Origin of the sequence: Nocardiopsis flavescens (assembly GCF_900141985.1) — a bacterium.
Taxonomy (GTDB): Bacteria; Actinomycetota; Actinomycetes; order Streptosporangiales; family Streptosporangiaceae; genus Nocardiopsis; species Nocardiopsis flavescens.
Genome location: NZ_FQZK01000028.1, coordinates 1 through 24,552 on the forward strand (window position 1 = coordinate 1; position 24,552 = coordinate 24,552).

Below are 24,552 nucleotides of genomic sequence, written 5' to 3' on the forward strand. Positions count from 1 at the left end.
GGACCGGTGGTCCTGGGTGGTGCTCGTGGCCTACACCCAGTTGCGGTTGGCCCGAGGGCTTGTCGTCCAGGTGTGTCTGCCCTGGCACCGGCCGGTGGAGCCGGTCCGGATGAGTCCGTCCCGGGTCCGTCGGGGGTTTCGGTACATCCGCGCGGACCTGCCTGGGTGTGTGGGTGCACCGAAACCCTCGGGGCCGGGTCCGGGGCGCCCGGCGGGGAGTCGGAACAAGCGTCCAGCTCCCCGCTACGGGGTCCCGAAGAAGCACGAAACGAGCATTAAAGGCCGCTCCGGAGACAAGCAACCAGGTTAAACGCCAAGCTAGCCCTTGGGCAGGCGTACCACGGTGACGAAGAAGTCGTCGATCTGCCGGACGACCTTGATGAACTGGTCGAAGTCCACCGGCTTGGGCACGTAGGCGTTGGCGTGCAGGCGGTAGCTGCGCAGCACGTCCTCCTCCGCCTCGGAGGTGGTGAGCACGACGACGGGGATGTGCGCCAGGTCGTCGTCGTTCTTGACCTCCTGGAGGACCTCCCGCCCGTCCTTGCGGGGCAGGTTGAGGTCGAGCAGGATCAGGTGCGGCCGCGGGGCGTCGGCGTACTCGCCCTCCCTGCGCAGGAAGCGCAGTGCCTCGACGCCGTCCGAGACCACGTGCAGCCGGTTGCCCAGCTTGTGTTCCTCGAACGCCTCCTTGGTCATGAGTACGTCGCCCGGGTCGTCCTCGACCAGCAGCACCTCGATCGGATGCACCAACATGACCTCGCTCAAGCCTCAGAACCCCTTGTCAGGGTCCGCCCCGCCGTCGGGGGGAACCGTACCGCCATCGGACCCGGGCGCCGCGGAGGTCGCCCCGGAGGCCTCGCCCCCGGATGCGTCCGCCTGCCGACCGTCCCGACCCGTGGACCACCGTGCGGCCGTCGGTGCCGGTTCCGCGGGGGCGGTCTCGGCCTCCTGAACCCCGTCGTCGGAGAGCGCCTCCCGGACGGCGGGTGCGCCGTCCGCGTCCGCGGTCTCCTCCTGCCCGGGGTCGACGGGCAGAGACCAGCATATGCGCGTTCCGGTACGGGGGGTCTCCCCCTCACCGGAGGTTTCCGGTTCGTGCGAGGTGTCCAGCCAGATCCGCCCACCGTGGAATTCGACGATCTTCTTGCACATCGCCAGGCCGATGCCGGTTCCCGTGTACTTCTCCCTTGTATGCAACCTCTGGAAGATCACGAAGATGCGCTCGGCGTACTGCGGTTCGATCCCGATTCCGTTGTCCTGGCAGCAGAAGACCCACTCGTCGCCCTCGCGCTCGACGGAGATGCGTACGCGCGGGTCCTCCTCGCCGCGGAACTTGACGGCGTTGCCCACCAGGTTGAAGAACACCTGGGTGAGCAGGGTGCGGTCGCCCTGGACGGTGGGCATCTCGTCCCACGCGACCTCGGCGCCGGTCTCCTCCAGGCGGGTGGACAGGCTGCTCAGGGCGTCGTCGAGGGCGCGCTCCAGGTCGACCGAGGCGAAGTTCTTGGTTCGGCCGACGCGGGAGAAGGCGAGCAGGTCGTTGATGAGGGTCTGCATGCGCTTGGCCCCCTCGACCGCGAAGTCGATGTAGGAGTCGGCGCGCTCGTCGAGCTGCCCCTGGTAGCGGCGCTGGAGCAGCTGGCAGAAGCTGGCGACCTTGCGCAGCGGCTCCTGGAGGTCGTGGGAGGCGACGTAGGCGAACTGCTCCAGCTCCAGGTTGGAGCGGCGCAGCTCCTCGGCCTGGTGCTCCAGCAGGGCGGACTGCTCCTGGAGCTTGCGCCGGGCGGAGGCCACCTCGTCCAGGTCCTGGACGATGCGCTCGCGCATGGCGTCGACGTCCCGTCCCAGGCGGACGATCTCGGGCGGCCCGTGCAGGGAGATGCGGTGCGCGTAGTAGCCCTCCGACACCTGGCGCATGTGCCCGGCCAGCTCGTCCAGGGGGCGCAGCACCCACTGCTGGAGCATCACCCACAGGAACACCGACAGGAACACCACGACCAGGCCGACCAGCACCAGCAGGGCGACGACCTGCTGGGTCGCCAGGGTGAGGCCGCTGCGGGCCTCCTCGATCTCGTTCTGGAGGTTCTGGACCGCGGCCTCGCTGGCGCGGGTGAGCTCCAGGTACAGGACCCGGCCGCGGCGCAGGTCGTCCTGGCCGGGCTCCTGCCCGTTGCCGACCTGCTCCAGGGTGGGCTCGGCGAACTCCTCGGTCCAGATCTCCCCGGCCCGCAGCAGGGCGTCGATGTTCGCCGCCAGGGCGGGGTCCTCCTCCCGGCGGCCGTCGGCCAGCTCGCGCAGCAGCGCCCGCTCCTCGGTGATCTTGAGGCGGGCGTCGATGTAGGGCTGGAGGAACTCGCGCTCCTCGGTGAGGATGTAGCCGCGCAGCGCGTGGTCCTGGGTCAGGTAGGCGGAGCGGGTCTGCTCCACGGAGCCGACCGCGGGGGTGAGCTCGTCGACCTGGAGCGCCAGGGAGTCGCGGGCGCTGAAGGCGGCCAGGGTGATGATGGAGACGGCGACCACGAGGACGACGGCGACCACGGTCAGCAGGCTGGTCACCCGGCGGCGCAGGCTCCACGACTCGTGCGGCACGGCCGGGCGGCCCCGGTCGCCGTTGACGAAGTGGACACCGCCGACGGAGGGCGTCGGGGGCGCGTCGGCGCCCGGAGGCGCCCCGGCTCCATCGGTGTCGGTCGCCATGGCCGTCCCCTCCCCGGGAGGGGTCACTCCCGTTGTCCGTTCTCCCCGTGGTCGTCGTCGTGGCTGATGAGGAGCATCGCCACGTCGTCCTGGAGCGGTCCCCCGTTGCTGCGCTCGGCCTCGTCCACGACGTGTTCGGCCAGCCGGGCCAGGGAGACGCCCTGTTCCAGGATGCCGGTGACGAGCCGGCGCAGGCCCGCGACCTCCAGGCGCGCGGGCGGTTCCCCGTCGTAGGCGTCCACGAGTCCGTCCGTGTACATCAGCAGGCTGGAGCCGCGCGGCAGGAGGACCCCGTCGACGTCGGAGTCCTCCACCGGGAAGACGCCGAGCGGGGGCTGGGGGGTGACCGGGGTCTCCTCCACGGAGGTGCCCCGGACGATCATGGGCGGCGGGTGCCCCAGCACGCGCAGCCGGACCCGGTCCTCGCCGGTGTCCATGCTGGCCATGCACAGGGTCGCGTACATCTCCTCCTGGGCCCGCTCGCTGACGAGGATGGCCTCCAGGTTGGGCAGCACCGTGGACTCGGCGACCCCGGCCATGATGAGCGTGCGCCAGGCGATGCGCAGGCTGACCCCCAGCGCGGCCTCGTCGGGGCCGTGGCCGCTGACGTCGCCGATGATGATGTGCGTGGTGCCGTCCTTCTCGACCGCGTCGTAGAAGTCGCCGCCGACGATCGCGCGCTTGCGGCCGGGCCGGTAGTAGGCGCGGTGGCTGAGCGGCGAGCGCTGGAGCAGCACCTGGGGCAGCAGGCCGCGTTCCAGGCGCATGTTCTCGCGGGCGCGCAGGCGGGCCTCGCGGAGCTGGTGGGCGTTCTCGTCGGCGCGGCGGCGCTCCAGGGAGTAGCGCAGGCTGCGGCCCAGCAGGGAGCCGTCGACCTGGCCCTTGACGAGGTAGTCCTGGGCCCCGGCCGCGACCGCGGCGACCCCCTCGTGCTCGTCGTCCAGCCCGGTGAAGACGACGACGGCGGCGGCGGGCGCGCTCTGCAGTACTTCGCGGAGCAGGTCGAGGCCGTGCCCGTCGGGCAGGTTGAGGTCGAGCAGGACGCAGCCGCGGAAGCCCTTGAGGTGGTCGCGGGCCTCCTGCAGGGTGGCGACCCAGGTGATGCGGGTGGTCAGCGCCGTCTCGGCGAGCAGTTCCTCGGCGAGGAAGGCGTCACCCGGGTCGTCTTCGATCAGCAGGACGTCAACCGATTCGACGGCAGCCTCCACCCGTTCGTTCAGGACGGCGTCGCCCAGGGCGGCACGGCCGTCGGCGGACGCACCGTCGGCGGGGTCGGCGTGCGCCGTCCCCGCACCGATCACCTTGGCGGGATCGTGCCCTGTTCTCCTGGTATCCACTCATCGCCTTCGGTCTGACGGTCCGCGGGCGCTCGCCATCGCACCGCGTGGGCCCGGGGCGGTCACCCCGGGGCGGTTTCGGACCGCATGGCTCCCCAAAAGATAAACGCCCCGGGGACCTGTTGACCAGCAGGCGGGGGAGAGACACATCCGACGACCCCCCGGGGAACCGGTTCGCCGTAGGGCGGCGGAGCGCCGCAACCCGCGTCGGCAAGGGGGTTGCGCGGGTACCTCCGGGGACGGGGCACCGGATGCGCACGGGGGCGTGCGCGCACGGTCGCGACCCCTCGAATGTGAGGCCGGTCACACGACAGGCGATGCCGCCCGGGTTTTTTGCGACAGGTTGTCGTATCCTTCTTGAAGGAAGGGTCACCTAAATGACATGATGTCATCAAAGGTACGACCACGGAAGACGGAGAACGCGGATGAGCGTCACGGCCGAAGCCCCCACCACGGCCCCCGGCCCGGAGCTGTTCTCCGAGCGCCTCAAGGCGGCCACCTGGAGCGACCACCAGGCCGCCGAGGACCACGGGTTCACCCGGGCCCTCATGGACGGCACCCTCCCCCTGTCCGGGTACACCGCCATGGTCGCCCAGCACTACTTCGCCTACGTCGCGCTGGAGGAGGTCGGCCGCGCACTGGCCGGCGACCGCCTCGCCGGCCGGTTCCACTACCCCGAGCTGGAGCGGGTGCCCGCCCTGGTGCGGGACCTGGAGCACCTGCTCGGCACCGACTGGCGCGAGCGCGTCGAGCCGACCCCCGCCACCCGCACCTACGTCGCGCGCATCGAGCAGATGGCCGACCGCCCCGAGGGCTTCATCGCCCACCACTACACCCGGTACATGGGCGACGTCTCCGGCGGCCAGTTCATCCGCCGCACCGCCGCCAAGGCCTACGGGCTCACCGACGATGCCGGGGTGTCCTTCTACGTCTTCGACACCCTGGGCAGCCTGCCCCGGTTCCGCACCGGATACCGCGAGCGCCTGGACTCCCTGGAGATGGGCGCGGCCACCGCGGACCGGCTCATCGCCGAGACCCGCCTGGCCTACCAGCTCAACACGGAGGTGTTCGCCGACCTGGGCCGGCTCCACACCTCCCCCTGACACCGGGTGACCGGGTGTGGACACCCGGTGCCACCTGGGCGGGAACCGCGGAGGCGGCCGGACCGTGCGGTCCGGCCCCTTCGGCGTGCCACCATAGGGGAATGCCCAAGATCACAGCGCCCACCATCGCCGCGCACCGTGCCCGCACACGGGAGCGCATCATGGAGGCCGTGGACGGGCTCATCCGCTCGCAGGGGATCGACCGGGTCTCCATGACCGACGTCGCCAACGCGGCCGGCATCACGCGCACCGCGCTCTACAACTACTTCCCGGACAAGCCCACGCTGCTGCTGGCGTTCACCGAGGAGGTGAACAACCGCTTCGTGGAGGACTACCGGCGCGAGCTGCCCTCGGGGGTCTCCGCCGCCCGGCGGCTGTCGGCCTTCGTGCGCCTGCAGCTCGAAGGCATCGTGGCGCACCCGCACCCGCCCGCCGCCGAACTCGGCGCCAGCCTGGGGCCGCAGGCCTACCAGGCGCTGGCCGCCCACGTGGCCCCGATGCAGAGCCTGCTCACGGAGATCCTGGACGAGGGCATCGCCGACGGCGAGTTCGACGCGATGCCCGCCGAGGCGGTCGCCCGGCTGACCCTGTCGATGGTCGGCTCCCAGCGCATCCCGCTGGTGAGCGGGGAGATCGACCCGGAGGAGACCCACGCCCTGGTCACCCGGTTCGTGCTGCGCGCCCTCGGTGTCGAGACCGAAACCGTGGACACCATCGTCCCCAACCGGAACAAGAAGAAGACGCTCGGCGACGATGCATGAGCGCCGCGTGATAACGGGCAGCCCGTAACGGGCGTCCGCGCAGCGATCGGACGGTACCGAGTCGAGAACCGCACCCCGGATCCGGTAGGAATCAATGCCCCGGACCCGAGTCGGGAAGGTGCTCCACCGTCGTGTCGCTCGTACTGCTGGCGATCGGCGCCGTGCCGGTGCTGGTCGCGATGTTCAACAAAGTGCCCCGCTACGTCCCGCCGCGCCCCGGGCGCGTCTCCCCCAGGGGCGGCGGTACCGCAACCCGGACGGCCCCCGCGCCCCCGGGGCTGCGCCTGGCCTCCGCCCACCTCACCGAGCAGGGCCGCGCCCTGCTCACCACCCTGGGCGGCAGCGCGATGATCATCGCGTTCTTCCTCGCCCTGTCCGGCTACTGACCGGATGCCCCGCGGCCACCGGGGCGCGGGGCACCGGTCTTCGGACACCCTTCCGCGCCTCCCGGGCCGCGGAGCCCCGGACGCCGCCGTTCGGCGGTGGCGGCCGGTCGGGAAGCACGCGGCGGCACGGCCCAGCGGCCCCCGCCGTCCGCGGCGCGTCGGCCCACGGGTGCGGAACGGGCGCGGGCACGAGGCACCGGAACCCTCCGGCGGTCGGCGCGGAGCCCGCACCGGGGCCGAAGACCCCTCTCCCGTGCGCCGGGCGGGGCGGGTGCCACCGGCCGGTGCGCCTAGCGGCGCAGGCGGCGGCCCAGGTCGGCCAGCAGCCCGCCGGCCGCCAGCCCCCCGGCCACGGCGGCGGCCGTCGCGATCCTGCGGCGGGTCCGGTCGTCCCGGTGCGCGGCCATCTCGGCGATCGCCCGGTCGGTGGGCCCGAACGCCCCGCCGCACAGCAGCGGGTCCAGCTCCAGGGGGCGCCAGCGCACGTCCGGCCACGGGCGCGGGGCGAACAGGTCCGACGGCGTCGAGGTGCGCGGCTTCCAGCGCACGCCCCGCGCGGGCGCGCCGGAGGGCACCGGGACCCGGCCGCGCACCGGTGCCGCGGCCGGCTCGGGCTCCGCGCCCTGGTAACGCAGCTCCCCCGGGGCGTTGGCGATCAGCTCCACCAGCAGCCGCGCACAGGCGCGGGCGTCGCCCAGGGCGGTGTGCTGCCCGGTCGGCCACGTCCCGCTCAGCGCGTACGACGCCTTGGGCAGGGAGTAGCGGTCCAGCCCGACCTGCGCGCGCAGGGCGCGCAGCGTGCACAGCCCGGGCGCCCCCCCGGGCAGGCCGACGGGGATCAGCTCCGAGGCCAGGAAGCGCTGTTCGAAGTCGAGGTTGTGGCCCACCACCACGGCCCCCGACAGCAGGCGGGCCAGCTCGGGCACCACCTCCTCGGCGGTCGGGGCGCCGATGACGTCGCCGTCACCGATCCCGTGGAACTCGCGGCCGGCCACGTCGGTACGCGGGTCGACCAGGGTGGTGAACTCCTCCAGCAGGGTGCCGTCGCCGCGCAGCCGCACCACCGCGATCTCCACGATGCGGGCACCCGAGCGCGGGTCCAGTCCGGTGGTCTCGGTGTCGAGCACCGCGTACTCCAGGTCCGCCGCACGGACACCGCCCCTGCGCCGGGTCAGCGTCCCCATCCGCAGCGTTCCCATTCCCGTCCCCTCGTCGATGACCGCCGGTTCCACCGCCACGACCCTACTCCCCGGCACTGACGCCCCCGCCCGCGGTACTCCCGCGGAATCGGAAGAAAGAGTCACGGGGTAACGTTCTGACGCATGTCAGCCCATCGGCCGACACTCCACGCCCCCTCGACGCTGAGGAGACCCGTATGTCCCGACCGCCCCTGCCCGAGTACGTGCCGCTCGCCGAGGTGACGCGTTCCGGGATGCGCGAGAGCGTGCACTACGGAGCGGTCGTCGGGCTGGCCGCCGACGGGCGCATCGCCCACGCGCGCGGCCCGGTCCACCAGCCGATGTTCCCGCGCTCCTCCGCCAAGCCCCTGCAGGCCGTGGCGATGCTGCGCGCCGGCGCACCGCTGTCCGGTCCCTCCCTGGCGATCGCCGCCGGCAGCCACGGCGGCGAGCCGATCCACGAGGAGCGGGCCCGGCTCGTCCTCTCCGCGTCCGGGCTCACCCCCGACGCGCTGCGCTGCCCGCCCGACATCCCCGGCGGGTCGGCGGCCCGGCGGGAGTTCGTCCGCTCCGGGCGCGAGCCCGAGCGGCTCCTCATGAACTGCTCGGGCAAGCACGCCGGCATGCTCGCCGCCTGCGTCGCCCGCGGGTGGAGCACCGGGGACTACCTCGACCCGGGGCACCCGTTCCAGGTCCTCGTCCGCGAGACCACCGAGGACCTGTGCGGCGAACCGGTCGCCCACACCGCCGTCGACGGCTGCGGCGCCCCCCAGCTGGCCGTGTCCCTGGCGGGCCTGGCCCGCGGCCTGTGGCGGATGCGCACCGCGCCCGAGGGGTCGCCCGAGCGCGCGGTGCTGGCGGCCATGAGCGCCCACCCCGAGTACGTGTCCGGCACCGGCCGGGTGGACACCGACCTCATGACCCGCATGCCGGGCCTGGTGTCCAAGATCGGCGCCGACGGGGTGCTGGTCCTGTCCGCGCCCTCCGGGGAGGCCGTCGCCGTCAAGATCAGCGACGGGGACGCCGCCGAGCGGGCGCGTACGCTGGTCGCGCTCGACGCCCTGCGCGCCCTGGGCGTGGACGTGTCCCCCGTCGGGGACCGGCTGCGGGTGGACGTCTACGGCGGCGGGGCACCGGTCGGCGAGGTCCGGCCGCTCTGAACGGAGGCACAGTGCGGAACATCGTCATCGCCGGCGCCGGGACGGCGGGGCTGCGCACCGCCGCGGCCCTGCGCGAACGCGGCTTCGGGGGGCGCCTCACGCTCGTCGGCGAGGAGGCGCACCGGCCCTACTCCCGGCCGCCGCTGTCCAAGGAGGCGCTGACCGGGGTGGGCCTGGGCGAGGGCCCCCTGGCGGGCAACCGGGCGCTGCGGCTCCTGGAGGACGCCGAGATCGACGCCCTGGACCTGGACTTCCTCCCGGGGACCCGGGCGGTCGGCCTGGACACCGCCTCGCGGACCGTGCGGCTCGACGACGGCGGCGGCATCCCCTATGACGGCCTGGTGGTCGCCACCGGCGCCCGCGCCCGCCGCCCGGACACCGCGCTGGCCGGGGTGCACGTGCTGCGCACCCTGGAGGACGCCGAGGCCGTGCGCGCGCGGATCGCCGAGCACGGTCGGCTGGTGGTCGTGGGCGCGGGGTTCGTCGGCGCCGAGGTGGCCGCCAGCGCCCGCGCCCTGGGCGCCGAGGTCACGCTGGTGGAGGCCGCCCCCACCCCCCTGACCCGCGTGGTCCACCCGCGGCTGGGCTCGGTGCTGACCGAGCTGCACCGCGAGAACGGCGTGGACGTGCGCCTGGGCACGGGGGTGCGGGCCTACGAGGGCTCCGGACGCGTCGAGCGCGTGCGCCTCGCCGACGGCGGGGCGGTCGAGACCCCTCTCGTCGTGGCGGGCATCGGCGTGGACCTCAACACCGAGTGGCTCCGCGGGTCGCTCGACCTCATGCCCGACGGGTCGGTGCGCTGCGACGAGTACTCGGCGGCCTCCGCCCCCGGCGTCTACGCGGTCGGGGACCTGGCGAACTGGCCGCACCCGCGCTACGGCGGGCGCGTGCGGCTGGAGCACTGGACCAACGCCGGGGAGCAGGCCGCGGCGGCAGCGCACAACCTCCTCGCCGACCCGCGGGACCGGCGGCCCTTCACGCCGGTGCCCTACTTCTGGTCGGACCAATACAAAATGAAGATCCAGCTGCTGGGACAGGGTGCCCCGGCCGATGAGGTCGCCATCGTGCACGGGTCCGCGGAGGACCGTAAATTCGTGGCCTTCCTCGGCCGGGGCGGGATGCTGACGGGCGTCCTGGGGCTGCGCTCCACCCCGCGCACCATGCGGTACCGGGGACTGCTGGAGCGGCCCACCACCTGGGAGGAGGCCCTGGCGGCGGCCGCGCCCTGAGGGCGGCCCCGCGGACCCCGTCGCGGAGCGCGGCGGGCGGGAGCCGGCGCCGCGCCCGCCGCCGGCGTCACCGGGCGAAGCGGTCCGTCGCCTCGATGAGGCGGTCCAGGATGCCGGGCTCGCTGAACGCGTGCCCGGCGTCGTCGACGATGTGGAACTCCGCCTCCGGCCAGGCCCGGTGCAGGTCGTAGGCGGTGCGCGCCGGGGTGCACACGTCGTAGCGGCCCTGCACGATCACCCCGGGGATGTGCCGGATCAGCCCGGCGCCCTCGATGAGCTGCCCCGGCGTGAAGAACCCCCGGTTGGTGAAGTAGTGGTTCTCGATCCGCGCGAACGCCATCGCGTACTCGTCCTCGGCGTGGTGCTCGCGCAGTTCCTCGTTGGGCAGCAGGGTCACCGTGGAGCCCTCCCAGACGCTCCAGGCACGCGCCGCCTCCACCCGCGTCTGCCGGTCGGGCGACTCCAGCCGCCGGGCGTAGGCGGCGATGAGGTCGTCGCGCTCCTCCTCCGGGACGGGCGCCAGGTAGGACTCCCACAGGTCGGGGAACATCATCGACGCCCCCTCCTGGTAGAACCAGCGCAGCTCCTCGTCGCGCAGCGTGAAGATGCCCCGGACGACCAGCTCGGTGACCCGGTCGGGGTGGGTCTGGGCGTAGGCCAGGGCCAGGCAGCTCCCCCACGACCCGCCGAAGACCTGCCAGGCGTCGACGCCGATCATCTCGCGCAGCCGCTCCATGTCCTCCACCAGCGTCCAGGTGGTGTTGGTGGACAGGTCGGTGTCCATCCGCCCGGCGTGCGGGGTGGAGCGGCCGCAGTTGCGCTGGTCGAACAGCAGGATCCGGTACCGCTCCGGGTCGAACAGCCGCCGGTGGTCGGGCGTGCAGCCGCCGCCGGGACCGCCGTGCAGGAACACCGCGGGCTTGCCGGCGGGGTTGCCGCACAGCTCCCAGTAGACGCGGTGTCCGTCGCCGACGTCGAGCATGCCCGAGTCGTACGGTTCGATGGGCGGGTACAGGGTGCGCACAGAGTGGCCTTTCCTGGTGTTCGTCGTGTGCCCCGAAAGGGACTTCGGGGCGGGCCGGACGGGGGGTGGCCGGGTCCCTCCGGCGGGGGTCGTCGGGCGTGGCCGGCCGCGCGGACGCCCGCGGCCGGTCCGGCGTTCGGACGGCGGCCCCGGGGCGCCTCCCGGGCGGGCGGGGGCGGTGCCCGCCGCCCCGGCGCGGCCCGCGGCCCTAGAGGCGGTCGAGCAGCTCGGCCTTCTTGGCGGCGAACTCCTCGTCGGTCAGCAGGCCCTCGGTGTGCAGGCGTCCCAGCTCGCGGATCTTTCCGTAGACCTCTTCGGGCGAGCCGGGGGCGTCGCCGCCCTCCAGGGCCGGCGCGGCGGGGGCCCGCCCGATGTACGCGTTGAGGGTGGCCGCCATCAGGAAGGTCTCCTCGGCGCCCTTGGACCCGTGCGAGGCGAGGGTGAAGAAGTCGTTCTCCAGGGACGTGGCCTCGGGCAGCGTGACACCGCGCAGCACGACGCGCAGGTACCCCTCGGTGATGTCGAGCTGCGGGTGCCAGACCGCGGACTCGATCTCCTGGAGCCGGTACTCGCGGGACTTCTCCTTCTCCTTGGCGGTGCTGGCCAGCCACCCGTCCCACAGCAGGCGCACCTTCTCGCCGTCGAAGGAGACCGACCCCTCGGCGGTGCGCGCCTGCACCGGCGGCCGGGCCACCAGGGCGCGGGCCACCTCCCCGGGGTCGAGTTCCCCGGCGAGGGTCTCGCGTGCGTAGCGGGCCAGGGCCCGGACCTTGTCGGCGACGTACTCGGCGACCAGCTCGGTGTCGTGGGGGCCGGTGAGGAGCAGCGGGGTGTGCGCGTCCCGCGCGGACGCGGCCGGCACGGCGTAGGGGTCCAGGCCCGGGGCCAGGACCAGCCGCAGCCGCCACCCGCGCTTGCGGTCGCCCTGGTCGAATTCCGCCTCGTGCACCGCGGCCAGCGGGACCTCGACCGCTCCCAGCGCCTTGAACAGCGTCGGCACCTTGCGCCCGGAGTCGAAGCGGATCCGCACCGTCTCGTCGTCGATCTTCCACAGGGCGTGGTGCCCGCGCAGTTCCTCCATGGGTCACCATCCTAGGGCGGACGCGGGCGGCCGTCGGAGGGTGCGGCGCCCGGCGAGGGGTCGCCGGACCGCATCCGGGGTAGTAACGGCAGCACACCGGCCCTGGACCGAGGCGGGCGGAGATCCGAAAGGTCGAAGCGATGTCCGAAGAGGCGGCGGCCGAGGGGGCCGCGGAGTTCCGTGCGGCGCGCGATCTGCTCCTGCGGCTGCGGGAGGACCGCGAGGCCGCGCACCGGGAGTTCGCCTGGCCCCGGCCCGAGGTGTTCAACTGGGCACTGGACCACTTCGACGAGGTGGCCGGGCGGCGGCCCGACCGCACGGCGCTGTGGATCGTGGCCGAGGACGGCACGGAGGAGAAGCACACCTACCGGCGCATGTCGGAGCGCTCCTCCCAGGTCGCCAACTGGCTGCACGCCCAGGGCGTGCACGCGGGCGACCGCATCCTGGTGATGCTCGGCCCGCAGGTGGAGCTGTGGGAGATCACCCTGGCCGCCGCCAAGCTCGGCGCCGCCGTGGTGCCCACCGCCACCAACCTCACCGAGGGGGACCTGGTGGACCGGCTGGACCGCGGCGAGATCCGGCACGTGGTCTGCTCCCCGGAGGACACCGGGAAGTTCGAGGGGCTGCACGGGCACTGGACCCGGATCTGCGTCGGGTACATGGACGGCTGGGTCTGCTACCCCGACTCCGAGCACGCCGGCCTGGAGTTCCACCCGCCGCACCGGCCCGGCCCCGACGACCCCCTGCTCGTGTACTTCACCTCGGGCACCACCGCCCGGCCCAAGCTGGTGGTGCACACCCAGCGCTCCTACCCGGTCGGGCACCTGTCCACCATGTACTGGCTGGGCGTGCGTCCGGGGGACGTCCACCTCAACGTGTCGGTCCCGGGCTGGGGCAAGCACGCCTACGGCAGCGTGTTCGGCCCGTGGAACGCCGAGGCGACGGTGCTGGTGGTGCGCCAGGACCGCTTCTCCGCCGAGCGGCTGCTCGACGAGATCGTGCGCTGCGGGGTCCACACCTTCTGCGCGCCGCCGACGGTGTGGCGGATGCTGGTGCAGACGGACCTGGCGTCGCGGGAGGTCCCCCTGCGCGAGGCGACCGCGGCGGGGGAGCCGCTGAACGCGGAGGTGGTGGAGCACGTGCGCCGGGCGTGGGGCCTCACGGTGCGCGACGGGTTCGGCCAGACGGAGACCACCCTGCTCGTGGGCAACCCCCCCGGCGGGCGCGTCGTGCCGGGGTCGATGGGGTACGAGATGCCGGGCTACCGGATCGTGCTGGCGGACCCGGCCACCGGCGAGCCCGCCGACGCGGGCGAGATCTGCGTGGACCTGTCCGACGCCCCGGTGGGGATCATGAAGGGGTACGCCGACGGCCCCTACCCGGCCCGGTCCACCGCCCTGCGGGGGCTGTTCCGCACCGGGGACCTGGCCGCCCGGGAGGCCGACGGGCGCATTACCTATATCGGCCGCCGCGACGATGTGTTCAAGGCCTCGGATTACCGCATCTCACCCTTCGAACTCGAAAGCGTCCTCGTCGAACACGAATACGTGGCCGAGGCCGCGGTGGTCCCCTCCCCCGATCCGCTGCGGCTCGCGGTCGCCAAGGCGTTCGTGGCGCCGGCCCCGGGGGTGGAGCCCACCGCGGAGGCGGCGCGGGCGATCCTGGAGCACGTCCGCGACCGCCTCTCGCCGTACAAAAGGGTCCGCCGCCTGGAGTTCGCCGAACTTCCCAAGACCGCCTCGGGCAAGATCCGCCGGGTGCAGCTGCGCCGGGAAGAGGCGGAGCGCGGCCCCGTCACGGACGGCGCGCGCCGCCCCGCCGAGTTCTGGGAGGAGGACCTGGCCGACCCCGGCTCCTGACCCCGCGGAAAAAGGACCGGGGAAATTCGTCTCGACCCGTGAGACGAATATTTCCCCCTTGTCGCGATTTGCAGCACCTCCCCTGTGACCCTCGTCCGAAATACCGGTGCGACCGCGTTCGGGCTCCGCGTCCGCGCTAGTGTGCAGGGTGGCGGCACCGCGAGAGCAAGGACAGGGGACCAGCAGCATGACCAGCACCAACGACACACGGGTGGTCGACTACAAGCCGCTCATCGCCCCCCGGGACCTGCTCGCCGAGCTTCCCCTGGGGTCCGAGCGCAGCGCCCTGGTCGAGCGCTCCCGCGCCGAGGTCAAGCGGGTCCTGGACGGCGGGGACGACCGGCTGCTGGTCGTGGTCGGCCCCTGCTCGGTGCACGACCGCGCGTCGGCCATGGACTACGCCCACCGGCTGGCCGCGCTGGCGCCCTCGCTGAGCGAGGAGCTGTGCCTGGTCATGCGCGTGTACTTCGAGAAGCCGCGCACCACCGTCGGGTGGAAGGGCCTCATCAACGACCCGGGCCTGGACGACACCTACGACGTCCAGAGCGGTCTGCGCCTGGCGCGCGAGATCCTGCTGGACATCAACTCGCTGGGGCTGCCCGCGGGCACCGAGTTCCTCGACCCGATCACCCCGCAGTACATCGCCGACGCCGTGTCCTGGGGCGCGATCGGCGCCCGCACCACCGAGAGCCAGGTGCACCGCCAGCTGAGCAGCGGCCTGAGCACCCCGGTGGGCTTCAAGAACGGCACCGACGGCGACGTGCAGGTGGCCGTGGACGCGGTGGGCGCCGCGGCGGCCTCCCACACGTTCTTCGGCGTGGACCCGGCCGGGGCCGGCTCGGTGGTCGCCACCGAGGGCAACCCCGACTGCCACGTCATCCTGCGCGGCGGCCGCACCGGGCCCAACCACGGCGCCGCCCCGGTGAACGCGGCCCTGGACGTCATCGAGGCGGCCGGGCTGCCCCGCCGCCTGATGATCGACGCCAGCCACGCCAACAGCGGCAAGGACCACGAGCGCCAGCCGGGCGTGGCCGCGGAGATCGCCGCCCAGGTAGCCGAGGGCCAGCACGGCATCATCGGCGTCATGCTGGAGAGCTTCCTGGTCCCCGGCGCCCAGAAGCTGGGCGACCCGCAGGACCTGGTGTACGGCCAGTCGATCACCGACAAGTGCATGGGCTGGGACACCACCGGCGAGGTGCTGTCCACCCTGGCCGAGGCCGTCCGGTCGCGCCGCAAGGCCGCCTGAGCGCACTCATCCGCGCCCCGTCCCCGGCCCCGGGGGCGGGGCGCCGCCGTCGGCCGTGCGCCTCAGCGGGTGCCGGCGTCCTCGGGCAGGACGTCCAGGGCGGCCAGCAGCTCGCGCCCCAGCGCCTCGCAGTCCCCGGTGCCGTACGCGTCCTCCCCCGGCCCGGCCTCCAGGCGCAGGGCGAACGTGTGCGCGCCCTCCCCGCCGGCCACCCAGCCCACCCACCAGCCCGGCGCCCCGCCGCCCTCGCAGGCGGACCGGGCGTGCAGCCCGTACTCCGCGGTCTCCTCCACCAGGGTGGCCGCGTGCAGCGCCTCCTGGTGGGCGGCCTCGACCGGCAGCTCGCCGCGGGCGAGCCCGGCCAGGAACTCCGTCTGCTCCACCGCGGAGACCCCCAGCGGCCCCCGCGCCCAGAAGTCGTCCCCGCCGGTGCCGAGGTCGCGGTCGCCGTAGTCGAACCGGTCCACCCACGCGGCCAGCCGCTCCCGGCCCACCCGCTCCACCGCCCCGCGGTGGGCGTCCCGGCCCGCGCCCACCACCGCGCCGGCGTCGGACACCGCCCCCGTCTGGAGCGCGGCCAGCGCCGTCACCAGCTCGAAGGTCTCCCCCGGCACCGCGCGCTCGCGCGCCCGTTCCGGGTCCACCAGCACCGAGGTGCGGTCCCGGGAGTCGTAGAGCACGAACGTGCCCGCCGCCCCGGCCCGCGCGAACACCCCGGCCAGGTCCGCCCGCTCCACGGCGGCCACGTCGCCGCCCACCGCGGCGGCGTTCCCCGCCCCCTGCACCGGGGCGGCCTCCTCCCGCGGCGCGGCGCAGCCCAGCAGCGCCGCCACCGTCGCGCCGGCCACCGACGCGCATCCGATCCGTCTCATCCCCCGCGTGTCCACCAGCACTCGGTCTCCCTCGGTACACGAACCGCCACGTCCCGTCCACGGGACACGGTAGCCCGGGGGCACCCCCTCCGTCCGGTATTCACGCGCGCCCGGTGCGCGCACGTCGCGCGCCCGGTGCCGCTCTCGGAGGCGGCCACGTCCGCTGCTAGGGTGAACGTGTTGCTGACCCCGTACGGGAGAGTGCCCGCGCAGCCGGCGCGGGCCGCCGAAGGAGCAATCCCTCCCCGAAACAACCTCTCAGGCACAGTGGACCGTACGGGCGAGACCACTCTGGAAAGCAGGGACCGCCGTCCCTCGCCGAAGGTGCAAGCCGCGCCGAGCGCGCGGTGAAGCTCTCAGGCACAGATGACAGAGGGGGAGGATGGCAACGCCTATCACGACACGACGCCCATCCTCTCGGGAGTGCCCATGTCAGAGCCCGCGTCCGCGCCGCGCCCCACCGCCCTGCGCGCGGTCCACGAGAAGGCCGGCGCCTCGCTCGTCGACTTCGCCGGATGGCTCATGCCGCTGCGCTACGGCAGCGAGACCGCCGAGCACCGGGCGGTCCGCGAGGCCGCCGGCCTGTTCGACCTCTCCCACATGGGCGAGATCCGCCTCACCGGACCGGACGCCGCACGGGCACTGGACCACGCGCTGGTCGGACACCTGTCCCGGGTCAAGGTCGGCCGGGCCCGCTACACGATGATCACCGACGCCGACGGCGGCGTCCTGGACGACCTCATCGTCTACCGGCTCGGCGAGGAGGAGTACCTCGTCGTGGCCAACGCCGCCAACTCCGACACCGTCGCCGCCGCCCTGGCCGAACGCGCCGCCGGGTTCGACGCGCAGGTCGCCGACGAGTCCGCCGAGTACTCGCTCATCGCGATCCAGGGCCCCCGCGCCGTGGAGATCCTGGCACCGCTCACCGACGCCGACCTCGGCTCCCTCGGCTACTACGCCGGCCACGCGCACACCGTCGCCGGGGTCCCCGCCCTACTGGCCCGCACCGGCTACACCGGCGAGGACGGCTTCGAGATCTTCATCCGGCCCGCCGAGCGCGCCGTCGGGGTGTGGGAGGCCCTCGTCTCCGCCGGTGCCGGCCGGGGCCTGGTCCCCGCCGGGCTCTCGGCCCGCGACACCCTGCGCCTGGAGGCGGGCATGCCGCTGTACGGCCAGGAGCTGAGCACCGACCTCACCCCCTTCGACGCCGGGCTGGGCCGCGTGGTCAAGTTCGACAAGGAGGGCGACTTCGTCGGCCGGGCCGCGCTGGAGCGGGCCTCCCGCACCTCCCGCCCCCGGCGCCTCATCGGCCTCGCCGCGCGCGGACGCCGTCCGCTGCGCCGCGGCCAGGACGTCCTGCGCGACGGCGCGGTCGTCGGCACCATCACCAGCGGCGCGCCCTCCCCCACCCTGGGCCGCCCCATCGCCATGGCCTACGTGGACGGCGAACTCGACACCGCGACCGGCGCGTTCACCGTGGACGTGCGCGGCCGGGGCGAGGACGTCGACGTGGTCGAGCTGCCGTTCTACAAGCGGCAGGCCTGAGAACGTGGGTCCCGCACCCTCGGGACCCCACGCGCCCCGCGCGGCTGAACCCAGGACCGGGATCGGCACGGACGGGGCGCGTCCGGACACGGGCCGGGCCGGGCGGCCGTCACCCGGCGGCGCGGCAGGAATGAAGAGCACCTCCAAGGAGAGTTGAAGTGAGCGTTCCCAAGGAGCTGGGTTACACCGCCGAACACGAGTGGGTCTCGGTCCGGGACGGGGTGGCCACGGTCGGCATCACGGCGTTCGCCGCCGAGTCGCTGGGCGACATCGTCTACGTCGAGGCCCCCGCCGTGGGGACCGCGGTGACCGCGGGGCAGACCTGCGGCGAGGTGGAGTCCACCAAGTCCGTCAGCGACATCTACTCCCCCGTCGACGGCGAGGTCGTCGAGGTCAACGCGGACCTCGAAGGGGAGCCGGAGTCCGTCAACTCCGACCCCTACGGCGCCTGGCTGTTCCGGGTGCGCCTGTCCGGGGAACCCGGCGAACTGCTCTCCGCGCAGGAGTACACCAAGCTGACCGAAGGCGAGGACTGACCCCCGATGGCCACCGACAACACGCTCAACCAGAGCCTGAGCGAGCTCGACCCGGAGGTGTCGGCCGCGGTAGACGCGGAGCTGGCCCGCCAGCGCGACACCCTGGAGATGATCGCCTCGGAGAACTTCGCCCCGCAGGCCGTCATCGAGGCGCAGGGCACCGTCCTGACCAACAAGTACGCGGAGGGCTACCCCGGCCGCCGCTACTACGGCGGCTGCGAGCACGTCGACGTCGTCGAGCAGCTCGCCATCGACCGGGCCAAGGCCCTGTTCGGCGCCGACCATGCCAACGTGCAGCCGCACTCGGGCGCCCAGGCCAACACGGCCGTGTACTTCGCCCTGCTCAAGCCGGGCGACACCATCCTCGGCCTGGACCTGGCCCACGGCGGCCACCTGACCCACGGGATGCGGATCAACTACTCCGGCAAGGTCCTCAACGCCGTGGCCTACCACGTGCGCGACGAGGACGGCACCGTCGACTACGACGAGGTCGCCGCCCTGGCCAAGGAGCACCGGCCCAAGATGATCGTCGCGGGCTGGTCCGCCTACCCGCGCCGGCTGGACTTCGCCCGGTTCCGGGAGATCGCGGACTCCGTGGACGCCCTGCTCATGGTCGACATGGCGCACTTCGCCGGCCTGGTCGCGGCGGGCCTGCACCCCAACCCGGTGCCGTTCGCCGACGTGGTCACCACCACCACGCACAAGACCCTGGGCGGCCCGCGCGGCGGTCTGATCCTCACCCGGGCCGAGCTGGCCAAGAAGATCAACTCCGCGGTGTTCCCGGGCATGCAGGGCGGCCCGCTGGAGCACGTGATCGCGGCCAAGGCCGTGGCGCTCAAGGTCGCGGCGGGCGAGGAGTTCGCCGACCGCCAGCGGCGCACCGTCTCCGGCGCGCGGCTGCTCGCCGAGCGGCTGACCCGTCCGGACGCCGCCGAGGCCGGCGTCAAGGTCGCCACCGGGGGGACGGACGTGCACCTGGTGCTGGTCGACCTGGTGGACTCCGCGCTCAACGGCCAGGAGGCCGAGGACCGGCTGCACTCCATCGGCATCACGGTCAACCGCAACGCGGTGCCCAACGACCCGCGGCCGCCCATGGTCACCTCGGGCCTGCGGATCGGCACCCCGGCGCTGGCCACCCGCGGGTTCGGCGACGAGGACTTCGCCGAGGTCGCGGACGTCATCGCCGAGGCGCTCAAGCCCGAGTTCGACGCGCAGGCGCTGAGCACCCGGGTGCGGACGCTGACCGAGAAGTACCCGCTCTACCCCAACCTGTAGGACCCCGCCGTGCGGGGCCGCCGCGCCCCGCACGGCGTCCGTCCGGCAGTGGCGGCCCTGTGCTCGACGAGGAGGACAGACCCTTGGCCATCAGCGTGTTCGACCTGTTCAAGACCGGTATCGGACCGTCCAGTTCGCATACCGTGGGGCCGATGAAGGCCGCGCGCACGTTCGTCGCGCGGCTGCGCGAGGACGGGCTGCTGGACGGTGTGGCGCACGTGCGCGCCGAGCTGTACGGGTCGCTCGCCCTCACCGGCAGGGGGCACGGCAGCGACACCGCCGTCGTCCTGGGCCTGCTGGGCCACACCCCCGAGGGGGTGGACGTGGACGCGGTGCCCGCCCTGGTGGAGCGGGTGCGCGAGGAGCGCTCGCTGGCGCTGGGCGGCCCGGAGGGGCCGGCGGTGGGGTTCGACCCGGCCGTGGACGTGGACTTCCGCCGCAAGGAGACCCTGCCCGACCACCCCAACGGGATGAGGTTCGTCGCCCGGGACGCCACCGGCGCCGAGCTGGCCGCCAAGGTGTACTACTCCGTGGGCGGCGGGTTCGTCGTGGACGAGCGGGCGGCGGGCGCCGACCGCATCAAGGCCGACGACACGGTGCTGCCCCACCCGTTCTCCACCGCGGAGGAGCTGCTGGCTCTGTGCGCGGAGACGGGCATGTCGATCAGCGCGGTCATGCGCGCCAACGAGCGCGCCTTCGGCCGCACGGACGCGCAGATCACCGCCGGGCTCCTGGAGCTGTGGGCGGTGATGCGCCAGTGCGTACGGCGCGGGGTGACCACCGAGGGCACCCTGCCCGGGGGCCTGCGGGTGCCGCGCCGGGCACACCGCCTGTACCGCCAGCTCGGCGGCAACTGCGACGACTCGGGGCTGCTCGCCCCCACCGCCGCGGACCCCGACCCGATGCGCGGCAGCGACTGGATCACCCTGTACGCGCTGGCGGTCAACGAGGAGAACGCGGCCGGCGGGCGGGTGGTGACCGCCCCCACCAACGGCGCGGCGGGGATCGTCCCGGCGGTGCTGCACTACTACGCGCACTTCAGCCCGGGCGCGGGCGACGAGGGCGTGGTCCGGTTCCTGCTGACCGCGGCGGCGATCGGCATCCTGTTCAAGCAGAACGCGTCGATCTCCGGCGCGGAGGTGGGCTGCCAGGGCGAGGTCGGCTCGGCGTCGTCCATGGCCGCCGCGGGGCTGGCCGAGGTCCTGGGCGGCACCCCGGCGCAGGTGGAGAACGCCGCGGAGATCGCCATGGAGCACAACCTGGGCCTGACCTGCGACCCGATCGGCGGCCTGGTCCAGGTCCCCTGCATCGAGCGCAACGCGCTGGCGTCGGTCAAGGCCATCAGCGCGGCCCGGATCGCGCTGCGCGGCGACGGCAGCCACTTCGTGTCGCTGGACAAGGTCATCAAGACCATGCGCGACACCGGCCGCGACATGCACGACAAGTACAAGGAGACCTCGCGCGGCGGCCTGGCCGTCAACGTCATCGAGTGCTGACGGCCCGGGAGAGAAGGCGTTAACAAAAGCGCGCACTGGAGTGCGCTTGCGGGATACGAGAGCCGTGTGTACCGTTGTTCTTGAAAGACGGTGCATCCGGCCGCGTTCGCGATGAGCCGGTCGTCGGGGTCCTGGCGGTACCACCCCGGGCAAAGCCGTGCCCCGGGTGGCGTGCTGAGCAGAGGCGAACCCGGGGCTTACACAGGCAACGATATCAAACGTCTCCGTCCCATGTCCTCTCGCGCCCCCGGCCGAGATAGAACGAAGGTCATCGTGAGCACCGGCATCCCGGCGTGGATGGTCTCCGCCTACTCCTCCCCCCGCCTCGCGCCCTATCTCCGGCACAGCGGCGGCGACGCGGTTCGGGCGGTCAATCTGTACCACTGGAATGTCATGGTCTCGGCCGCCTTCTACGGCCCGCTCCACACGTTCGAACTGGCCTTGCGCAACTCTCTCCACAGTCACTTGAGCACGCACTTCGAGCAGGGGGACTGGTGGGACCGGGCACCGCTGGACAGCGAGGGCCAACGCCTCGTGCGCCAGGCGAAGGCCCGCTGCCACCGTTCTGCCGGGACGGACGACATCGTCACCGAGCTGTCTTTGGGCTTCTGGTCCTCCCTGGTCGCTCGCAGGTACGACCGCGACCTCTGGGTTCCCGTCCTCCACCGGGCGTTCCCCGGTTACCGAGGACCGCGCCGGGTCCTCCAGGACCGGCTCTACTCCCTGCGGTTGCTGCGCAACCGCATCATGCACCACGAGCCGATCCACCACCGCCACCTGGAGGCGGACCACGCCAAGCTCTACCTCGTACTCTCGTACATCAGCCCCGAGATCGCCTCGGGCATCAAGCCCTTTGACCGTGTCCCCGAAGTGCTCCTGGTCAAGGACCAGATGTGCCGGGGAGACCTTCCACCGAGCTTCTGAGAAAGGAGCACCGTGGCCGGAAACGCTCCGAGCCTCGTGTCACGCGCGCAGCTCGCCAGGTACGCCGGGGTCAGCCGCGCCGCGGTCACCAACTGGCACAAGCGAGGTCCCGACTTCCCCGAACCGGCGGACACCGAACGGGAGCTGTTCGACCTCGACCAGGTCACCGCCTGGCTGTCCTCACGCGCCGTCCCCGCCAATGCCCGCCGGCCCCACGAGCCCGCAGGCACCACATACGCCGACCGCGTGCGCGCCCACGCAGGAGATCGTGCGGCGGAAAAGCCACCACACTCGTCCCGAAGCGACGTGGCTGCCATCGACAGTGCCCTCCTCCGCCTGCTGGACGACCTCCGGGGAGTATCCGCGCCCGGCGAGGCCGCGTTTCTTCTCTCGATAATGGTCTTCCTTCGCTCTGCGCACCCCGACCACTGGGATGTCCTGCGCGAACGGATCCATCACGGCACCGCAGACGGATCCGTGTTCGCCACGGACTTCGCCGACATCCTTCCGCCCTTCACCTCCGAGGCTTTTCGCGGGCTGGGAGCCGGCACACTCCGCAGGGTTGTTCACGGAGTCGATGAGATCGACGTTCAGCACCGGGGACAAGAGACACTGCTGACTGCTTTCAACCGTGCCCTCGCCTTCCTCGAGAAAGACGCGGTATCGCGTCATACGGATCTGAGTACCCCGGAACCAGTGGTGCGCACGCTGGTGAACCTTCTCGCATCCGACCGCTCCTTCGAGAGCGTGTACGACCCTTTCTGTCGGACGGGCGGCTTCCTCAGCGAGGCCGTGCAAGCGCGGCGGGGAACCGATCCGAAAAAGGATCCCAGGGTCAGCGGTGCCGTTCTCAACGAGCGGGTGTTCGCCGTCGCCTCTATGAACATGCAGATGCACGGCATCGAGGCCGACCTCGGGCGCGGCCCTGGACTCCCCTGGGACGACGGCCGTGCGGACGGAGCCGCAGATCTCATCCTTGCCAATCCGCCGTTCAACATGAGCCACCTCCCTGCGGGGAATCCCACCCGGGAGAGTTTTCGCTACGGCGAACCGCCCAAAGAGAACGCGAACTTCCGCTGGCTCCAATATGTGATCGACCGACTGTCCCCGAACGGCAGGGCGGGGGTGGTGATGGCCAACGGTGCATCGAGCTCGGCCAACGCCAAGGAGGCCGCGATCAGGGCGAACATGGTCGAGGACGGCGCTGTGGAGTGTCTCATAACCCTGCCCGATCGCCTCTTCCAGCACACCGCCATCCCCGTGACCCTGTGGATACTCAAGGCTCCGACGGGCAGATGCGGGGAGATCCTTTTCATTGACGCCCATGGGCTCGGGAGCATGACCTCTCGAACGACCCGCACCCTTCGGAAGGAGGACACAGAGCTCATCCGGAGCACCTACGACGGATGGCGTACCGGAAAGCGACACGACTTCGCGAAGAAGGCGGCGAACATCAGTCGCGTCGCGACGATCCATGAGATCCGCGACAAGCGGTATTCACTCCGCCCGTCGATGTACGTGTCCGGCAGCAAGCCGCACACCGACATGGCTGAGCAGAAGGCTCACATCACATCGCTCATCCAGCGCCTGGACTCGCTGTGCGGGCAGATCCCTCTGGTCGAGGCCAGGACCGACCAGGTGATCAGGGAGGCACAGAGATGGATTCCCTGACCGGACACCTGGCCGCCGGCTGGAGTGAGCTCCGGTTGGATGAGGTGTGCCAGATCCAGCCGGGTCCCTCCGGTGCGAGTGCACCCTCCCGGGAGTTCAGCACACAGGGGACACCGCTGGTCAGACCGGGGGATATCGCCGACCGCCGGGTGTCGGACACCGACCTGGTCCGCGTCACCGACACCGTGGCCGAGCGGTTGCATCGCTACCGGCTCCGCGAGGGCGACATCGTAGGCACGAGGACCGGAACACTCGGTAAGTTCGCCCGCATCGACCGGGAGCAGCACCACTGGCTGTACAGCACCCAGCTCTTTCGCCTGCGCCCGTCCTCTCGCATCGATGCCGAATACCTGGTGCATTACCTGGGACTACCGGTGGTCGGGGATTGGATCGACAGACACTCCTCCGGAAGCACGGTCCGTTCGATCACGGTGAACACGCTGCGGTCGCTCCCCACTGTGGTGCCGCCCCTCGAAGACCAGCGAGCGATCGGAAGCTCGCTGCGGGCCCTGGACGACAAGGCCGGACTGCACGCCGAGATCAGCCGGACCGCGAGCGAACTGCACGACGCTCTCGCTCCCGTGCTGTTCTCCGGTCGAGTGTCCGTATCCGCCGAAGCGCCCTAGTACCCGAAAGCGGTGCCGCCCATCGCCGAACCGATGGGAGCGACCAGCGCCCTGGAGATGTCAGCGGTCTCCCCGGGCGCCCGGTGCGGTGCCGGGCGCCCCGTCCGCATCAGGCCGGGGGCGCGCTCATGTGGATGACCTCCCAGAGGTGGTCGTCGAGGTCGGCGAAGCTGCGCGAATACATGAAGCCGTCGTCGACCGACCCCTTGTCATGGGCCCGGGCGCCCGCGGCCAGCGCCCCGTCCACCAGCCGGTCGACCTCCTCGCGGGACTCCACGCCCACGCTCACGATCGCCTCCGCGCCCTGGGCGGGGTCGGCCACCCCCCGGGGCGAGAAGCCCTCGAAGAAGGGGCGGGCCAGCAGCAGGACGAACGCGTTCTCGTTGACGAGCATCGAGGTGCCGTTCTCGTCGGAGAAGTCCGGGTCGAACTCGAAGCCCAGTCCGCCGAAGAACGCTCGGGAGGCCTCGATGGAGGCCACGGGCAGGTTCACGATCAGCTGTTTGGTCATGTGGCGAAGGTAACAACCGGCTACGACCTTCGGAC

At 72.5% G+C, this 24,552-nt stretch carries 22 protein-coding genes and 1 riboswitch; of the genes, 14 read left to right on the forward strand and 8 right to left on the reverse strand.

The features are described 5' to 3' along the window. Nucleotides 1-318: 318 nt before the first annotated feature. Genes BUE45_RS27490 through BUE45_RS27500 form a run of 3 tightly spaced genes read right to left on the reverse strand, consistent with a single transcriptional unit; the run spans nucleotide 319 to nucleotide 4,034 of the window. The gene (locus tag BUE45_RS27490; RefSeq protein ID WP_073383825.1) at nucleotides 319-753 is read right to left on the reverse strand and encodes a response regulator; all 435 of its coding nucleotides are present in this window, start codon (nucleotides 751-753) and stop codon (nucleotides 319-321) included. A gap of 15 nt (nucleotides 754-768) precedes the next feature. Further along, entirely contained in the window at nucleotides 769-2,697 is a 1,929-nt protein-coding gene (locus tag BUE45_RS27495) for a sensor histidine kinase (RefSeq protein ID WP_073383737.1), read from the reverse strand. Between the two features lie 23 nt (nucleotides 2,698-2,720). Further along, nucleotides 2,721-4,034 (reverse strand): PP2C family protein-serine/threonine phosphatase, encoded by a 1,314-nt coding sequence (locus BUE45_RS27500; protein WP_378656946.1) that lies wholly within the window; start codon nucleotides 4,032-4,034, stop codon nucleotides 2,721-2,723. 425 nt (nucleotides 4,035-4,459) lie between these two features. On the opposite strand from BUE45_RS27500, the gene BUE45_RS27505 reads away from it, so the two are divergent. From BUE45_RS27505 to BUE45_RS27515, 3 genes are all read left to right on the forward strand, one after another. Then, entirely contained in the window at nucleotides 4,460-5,137 is a 678-nt protein-coding gene (locus BUE45_RS27505; RefSeq protein ID WP_073383743.1) for a biliverdin-producing heme oxygenase, read from the forward strand. 101 nt (nucleotides 5,138-5,238) lie between these two features. Then, a complete protein-coding gene (locus BUE45_RS27510; protein ID WP_073383746.1) occupies nucleotides 5,239-5,898 on the forward strand; it encodes a TetR/AcrR family transcriptional regulator in 660 nt (219 codons plus the stop codon). A gap of 131 nt (nucleotides 5,899-6,029) precedes the next feature. Continuing rightward, entirely contained in the window at nucleotides 6,030-6,284 is a 255-nt protein-coding gene (locus BUE45_RS27515) for a hypothetical protein (protein WP_073383749.1), read from the forward strand. Nucleotides 6,285-6,574: 290 nt separating this feature from the next. On the opposite strand, the gene BUE45_RS27520 is transcribed toward BUE45_RS27515, so the two are convergent. Continuing rightward, on the reverse strand, nucleotides 6,575-7,483 hold the full coding sequence (locus tag BUE45_RS27520; RefSeq protein WP_073383827.1) for a 3'-5' exonuclease: 909 nt from the start codon (nucleotides 7,481-7,483) through the stop codon (nucleotides 6,575-6,577). A 176-nt stretch (nucleotides 7,484-7,659) separates the two neighbouring features. Here BUE45_RS27520 and BUE45_RS27525 point away from each other — a divergent pair, with 176 nt between their 5' ends. After that, nucleotides 7,660-8,622 (forward strand): asparaginase, encoded by a 963-nt coding sequence (locus tag BUE45_RS27525; RefSeq protein WP_073383751.1) that lies wholly within the window; start codon nucleotides 7,660-7,662, stop codon nucleotides 8,620-8,622. Nucleotides 8,623-8,633: 11 nt separating this feature from the next. Next, complete coding sequence (locus BUE45_RS27530) at nucleotides 8,634-9,851, forward strand: NAD(P)/FAD-dependent oxidoreductase (RefSeq protein WP_245833496.1); 1,218 nt, start codon at nucleotides 8,634-8,636, stop codon at nucleotides 9,849-9,851. A gap of 67 nt (nucleotides 9,852-9,918) precedes the next feature. On the opposite strand, the gene pip is transcribed toward BUE45_RS27530, so the two are convergent. Both pip and BUE45_RS27540 read right to left on the reverse strand, forming a co-directional pair. Continuing rightward, a complete protein-coding gene (gene pip / locus BUE45_RS27535) occupies nucleotides 9,919-10,875 on the reverse strand; it encodes a prolyl aminopeptidase (protein ID WP_073383754.1) in 957 nt (318 codons plus the stop codon). A gap of 208 nt (nucleotides 10,876-11,083) precedes the next feature. After that, the gene (locus BUE45_RS27540; protein ID WP_073383758.1) at nucleotides 11,084-11,956 is read right to left on the reverse strand and encodes a DUF4429 domain-containing protein; all 873 of its coding nucleotides are present in this window, start codon (nucleotides 11,954-11,956) and stop codon (nucleotides 11,084-11,086) included. 140 nt (nucleotides 11,957-12,096) lie between these two features. On the opposite strand from BUE45_RS27540, the gene BUE45_RS27545 reads away from it, so the two are divergent. Continuing rightward, nucleotides 12,097-13,815, forward strand: a complete 1,719-nt coding sequence (locus BUE45_RS27545) for an AMP-binding protein (protein ID WP_073383762.1) — start codon at nucleotides 12,097-12,099, stop codon at nucleotides 13,813-13,815. A 187-nt stretch (nucleotides 13,816-14,002) separates the two neighbouring features. Then, nucleotides 14,003-15,061, forward strand: coding sequence for a 3-deoxy-7-phosphoheptulonate synthase (locus tag BUE45_RS27550; protein WP_073383764.1), 1,059 nt, complete (start codon nucleotides 14,003-14,005; stop codon nucleotides 15,059-15,061). A gap of 62 nt (nucleotides 15,062-15,123) precedes the next feature. Here the strand turns inward: BUE45_RS27550 and BUE45_RS27555 are convergent, their stop codons facing one another. Continuing rightward, nucleotides 15,124-15,933, reverse strand: coding sequence for a hypothetical protein (locus BUE45_RS27555; RefSeq protein ID WP_073383830.1), 810 nt, complete (start codon nucleotides 15,931-15,933; stop codon nucleotides 15,124-15,126). A 184-nt stretch (nucleotides 15,934-16,117) separates the two neighbouring features. Then, a riboswitch (glycine riboswitch) is annotated at nucleotides 16,118-16,218 on the forward strand. Between the two features lie 144 nt (nucleotides 16,219-16,362). On the opposite strand from BUE45_RS27555, the gene gcvT reads away from it, so the two are divergent. The 7 genes from gcvT (at nucleotide 16,363) to BUE45_RS27590 (ending at nucleotide 24,006) form a co-directional block, all read left to right on the forward strand. Beyond that, complete coding sequence (gcvT, locus tag BUE45_RS27560; RefSeq protein WP_073383767.1) at nucleotides 16,363-17,478, forward strand: glycine cleavage system aminomethyltransferase GcvT; 1,116 nt, start codon at nucleotides 16,363-16,365, stop codon at nucleotides 17,476-17,478. A gap of 158 nt (nucleotides 17,479-17,636) precedes the next feature. Further along, nucleotides 17,637-18,014, forward strand: a complete 378-nt coding sequence (gcvH, locus tag BUE45_RS27565) for a glycine cleavage system protein GcvH (RefSeq protein ID WP_073383770.1) — start codon at nucleotides 17,637-17,639, stop codon at nucleotides 18,012-18,014. Nucleotides 18,015-18,020: 6 nt separating this feature from the next. Continuing rightward, nucleotides 18,021-19,289: a serine hydroxymethyltransferase gene (locus BUE45_RS27570; protein ID WP_073383773.1), complete on the forward strand. Its 1,269-nt coding sequence runs from the start codon at nucleotides 18,021-18,023 to the stop codon at nucleotides 19,287-19,289. Between the two features lie 83 nt (nucleotides 19,290-19,372). Continuing rightward, nucleotides 19,373-20,785, forward strand: a complete 1,413-nt coding sequence (locus BUE45_RS27575) for an L-serine ammonia-lyase (RefSeq protein ID WP_073383775.1) — start codon at nucleotides 19,373-19,375, stop codon at nucleotides 20,783-20,785. Between the two features lie 231 nt (nucleotides 20,786-21,016). Next, nucleotides 21,017-21,709, forward strand: coding sequence for a hypothetical protein (locus tag BUE45_RS27580; protein WP_084737975.1), 693 nt, complete (start codon nucleotides 21,017-21,019; stop codon nucleotides 21,707-21,709). Between the two features lie 12 nt (nucleotides 21,710-21,721). Continuing rightward, nucleotides 21,722-23,380 carry an N-6 DNA methylase gene (locus tag BUE45_RS27585; RefSeq protein ID WP_143173504.1) on the forward strand — a complete coding sequence of 553 codons (1,659 nt, stop codon included), beginning with the start codon at nucleotides 21,722-21,724 and terminating at the stop codon, nucleotides 23,378-23,380. Continuing rightward, on the forward strand, nucleotides 23,368-24,006 hold the full coding sequence (locus BUE45_RS27590) for a restriction endonuclease subunit S (RefSeq protein WP_073383779.1): 639 nt from the start codon (nucleotides 23,368-23,370) through the stop codon (nucleotides 24,004-24,006). The genes BUE45_RS27585 and BUE45_RS27590 overlap by 13 nt, the downstream gene beginning before the upstream one ends. A gap of 109 nt (nucleotides 24,007-24,115) precedes the next feature. Here the strand turns inward: BUE45_RS27590 and BUE45_RS27595 are convergent, their stop codons facing one another. Next, a complete protein-coding gene (locus tag BUE45_RS27595) occupies nucleotides 24,116-24,517 on the reverse strand; it encodes a VOC family protein (RefSeq protein ID WP_073383781.1) in 402 nt (133 codons plus the stop codon). Between the last annotated feature and the right edge of the window lie 35 nt (nucleotides 24,518-24,552).

Coding starts and splice junctions, on each gene's coding strand:
- BUE45_RS27590 (WP_073383779.1), top strand. CDS start 23,368: ATGGATTCCCTGACCGGACACCTGGCCGCCGGCTGGAGTGAGCTCCGG.
- BUE45_RS27555 (WP_073383830.1), bottom strand. CDS start 15,933: ATGAGACGGATCGGATGCGCGTCGGTGGCCGGCGCGACGGTGGCGGCG.
- BUE45_RS27550 (WP_073383764.1), top strand. CDS start 14,003: ATGACCAGCACCAACGACACACGGGTGGTCGACTACAAGCCGCTCATC.
- BUE45_RS27580 (WP_084737975.1), top strand. CDS start 21,017: ATGTCCTCTCGCGCCCCCGGCCGAGATAGAACGAAGGTCATCGTGAGC.
- BUE45_RS27510 (WP_073383746.1), top strand. CDS start 5,239: ATGCCCAAGATCACAGCGCCCACCATCGCCGCGCACCGTGCCCGCACA.
- BUE45_RS27595 (WP_073383781.1), bottom strand. CDS start 24,517: ATGACCAAACAGCTGATCGTGAACCTGCCCGTGGCCTCCATCGAGGCC.
- BUE45_RS27505 (WP_073383743.1), top strand. CDS start 4,460: ATGAGCGTCACGGCCGAAGCCCCCACCACGGCCCCCGGCCCGGAGCTG.
- BUE45_RS27490 (WP_073383825.1), bottom strand. CDS start 753: ATGTTGGTGCATCCGATCGAGGTGCTGCTGGTCGAGGACGACCCGGGC.
- BUE45_RS27570 (WP_073383773.1), top strand. CDS start 18,021: ATGGCCACCGACAACACGCTCAACCAGAGCCTGAGCGAGCTCGACCCG.
- BUE45_RS27525 (WP_073383751.1), top strand. CDS start 7,660: ATGTCCCGACCGCCCCTGCCCGAGTACGTGCCGCTCGCCGAGGTGACG.
- BUE45_RS27540 (WP_073383758.1), bottom strand. CDS start 11,956: ATGGAGGAACTGCGCGGGCACCACGCCCTGTGGAAGATCGACGACGAG.
- BUE45_RS27545 (WP_073383762.1), top strand. CDS start 12,097: ATGTCCGAAGAGGCGGCGGCCGAGGGGGCCGCGGAGTTCCGTGCGGCG.
- BUE45_RS27520 (WP_073383827.1), bottom strand. CDS start 7,483: ATGGGAACGCTGCGGATGGGGACGCTGACCCGGCGCAGGGGCGGTGTC.
- BUE45_RS27495 (WP_073383737.1), bottom strand. CDS start 2,697: ATGGCGACCGACACCGATGGAGCCGGGGCGCCTCCGGGCGCCGACGCG.
- gcvT (WP_073383767.1), top strand. CDS start 16,363: ATGTCAGAGCCCGCGTCCGCGCCGCGCCCCACCGCCCTGCGCGCGGTC.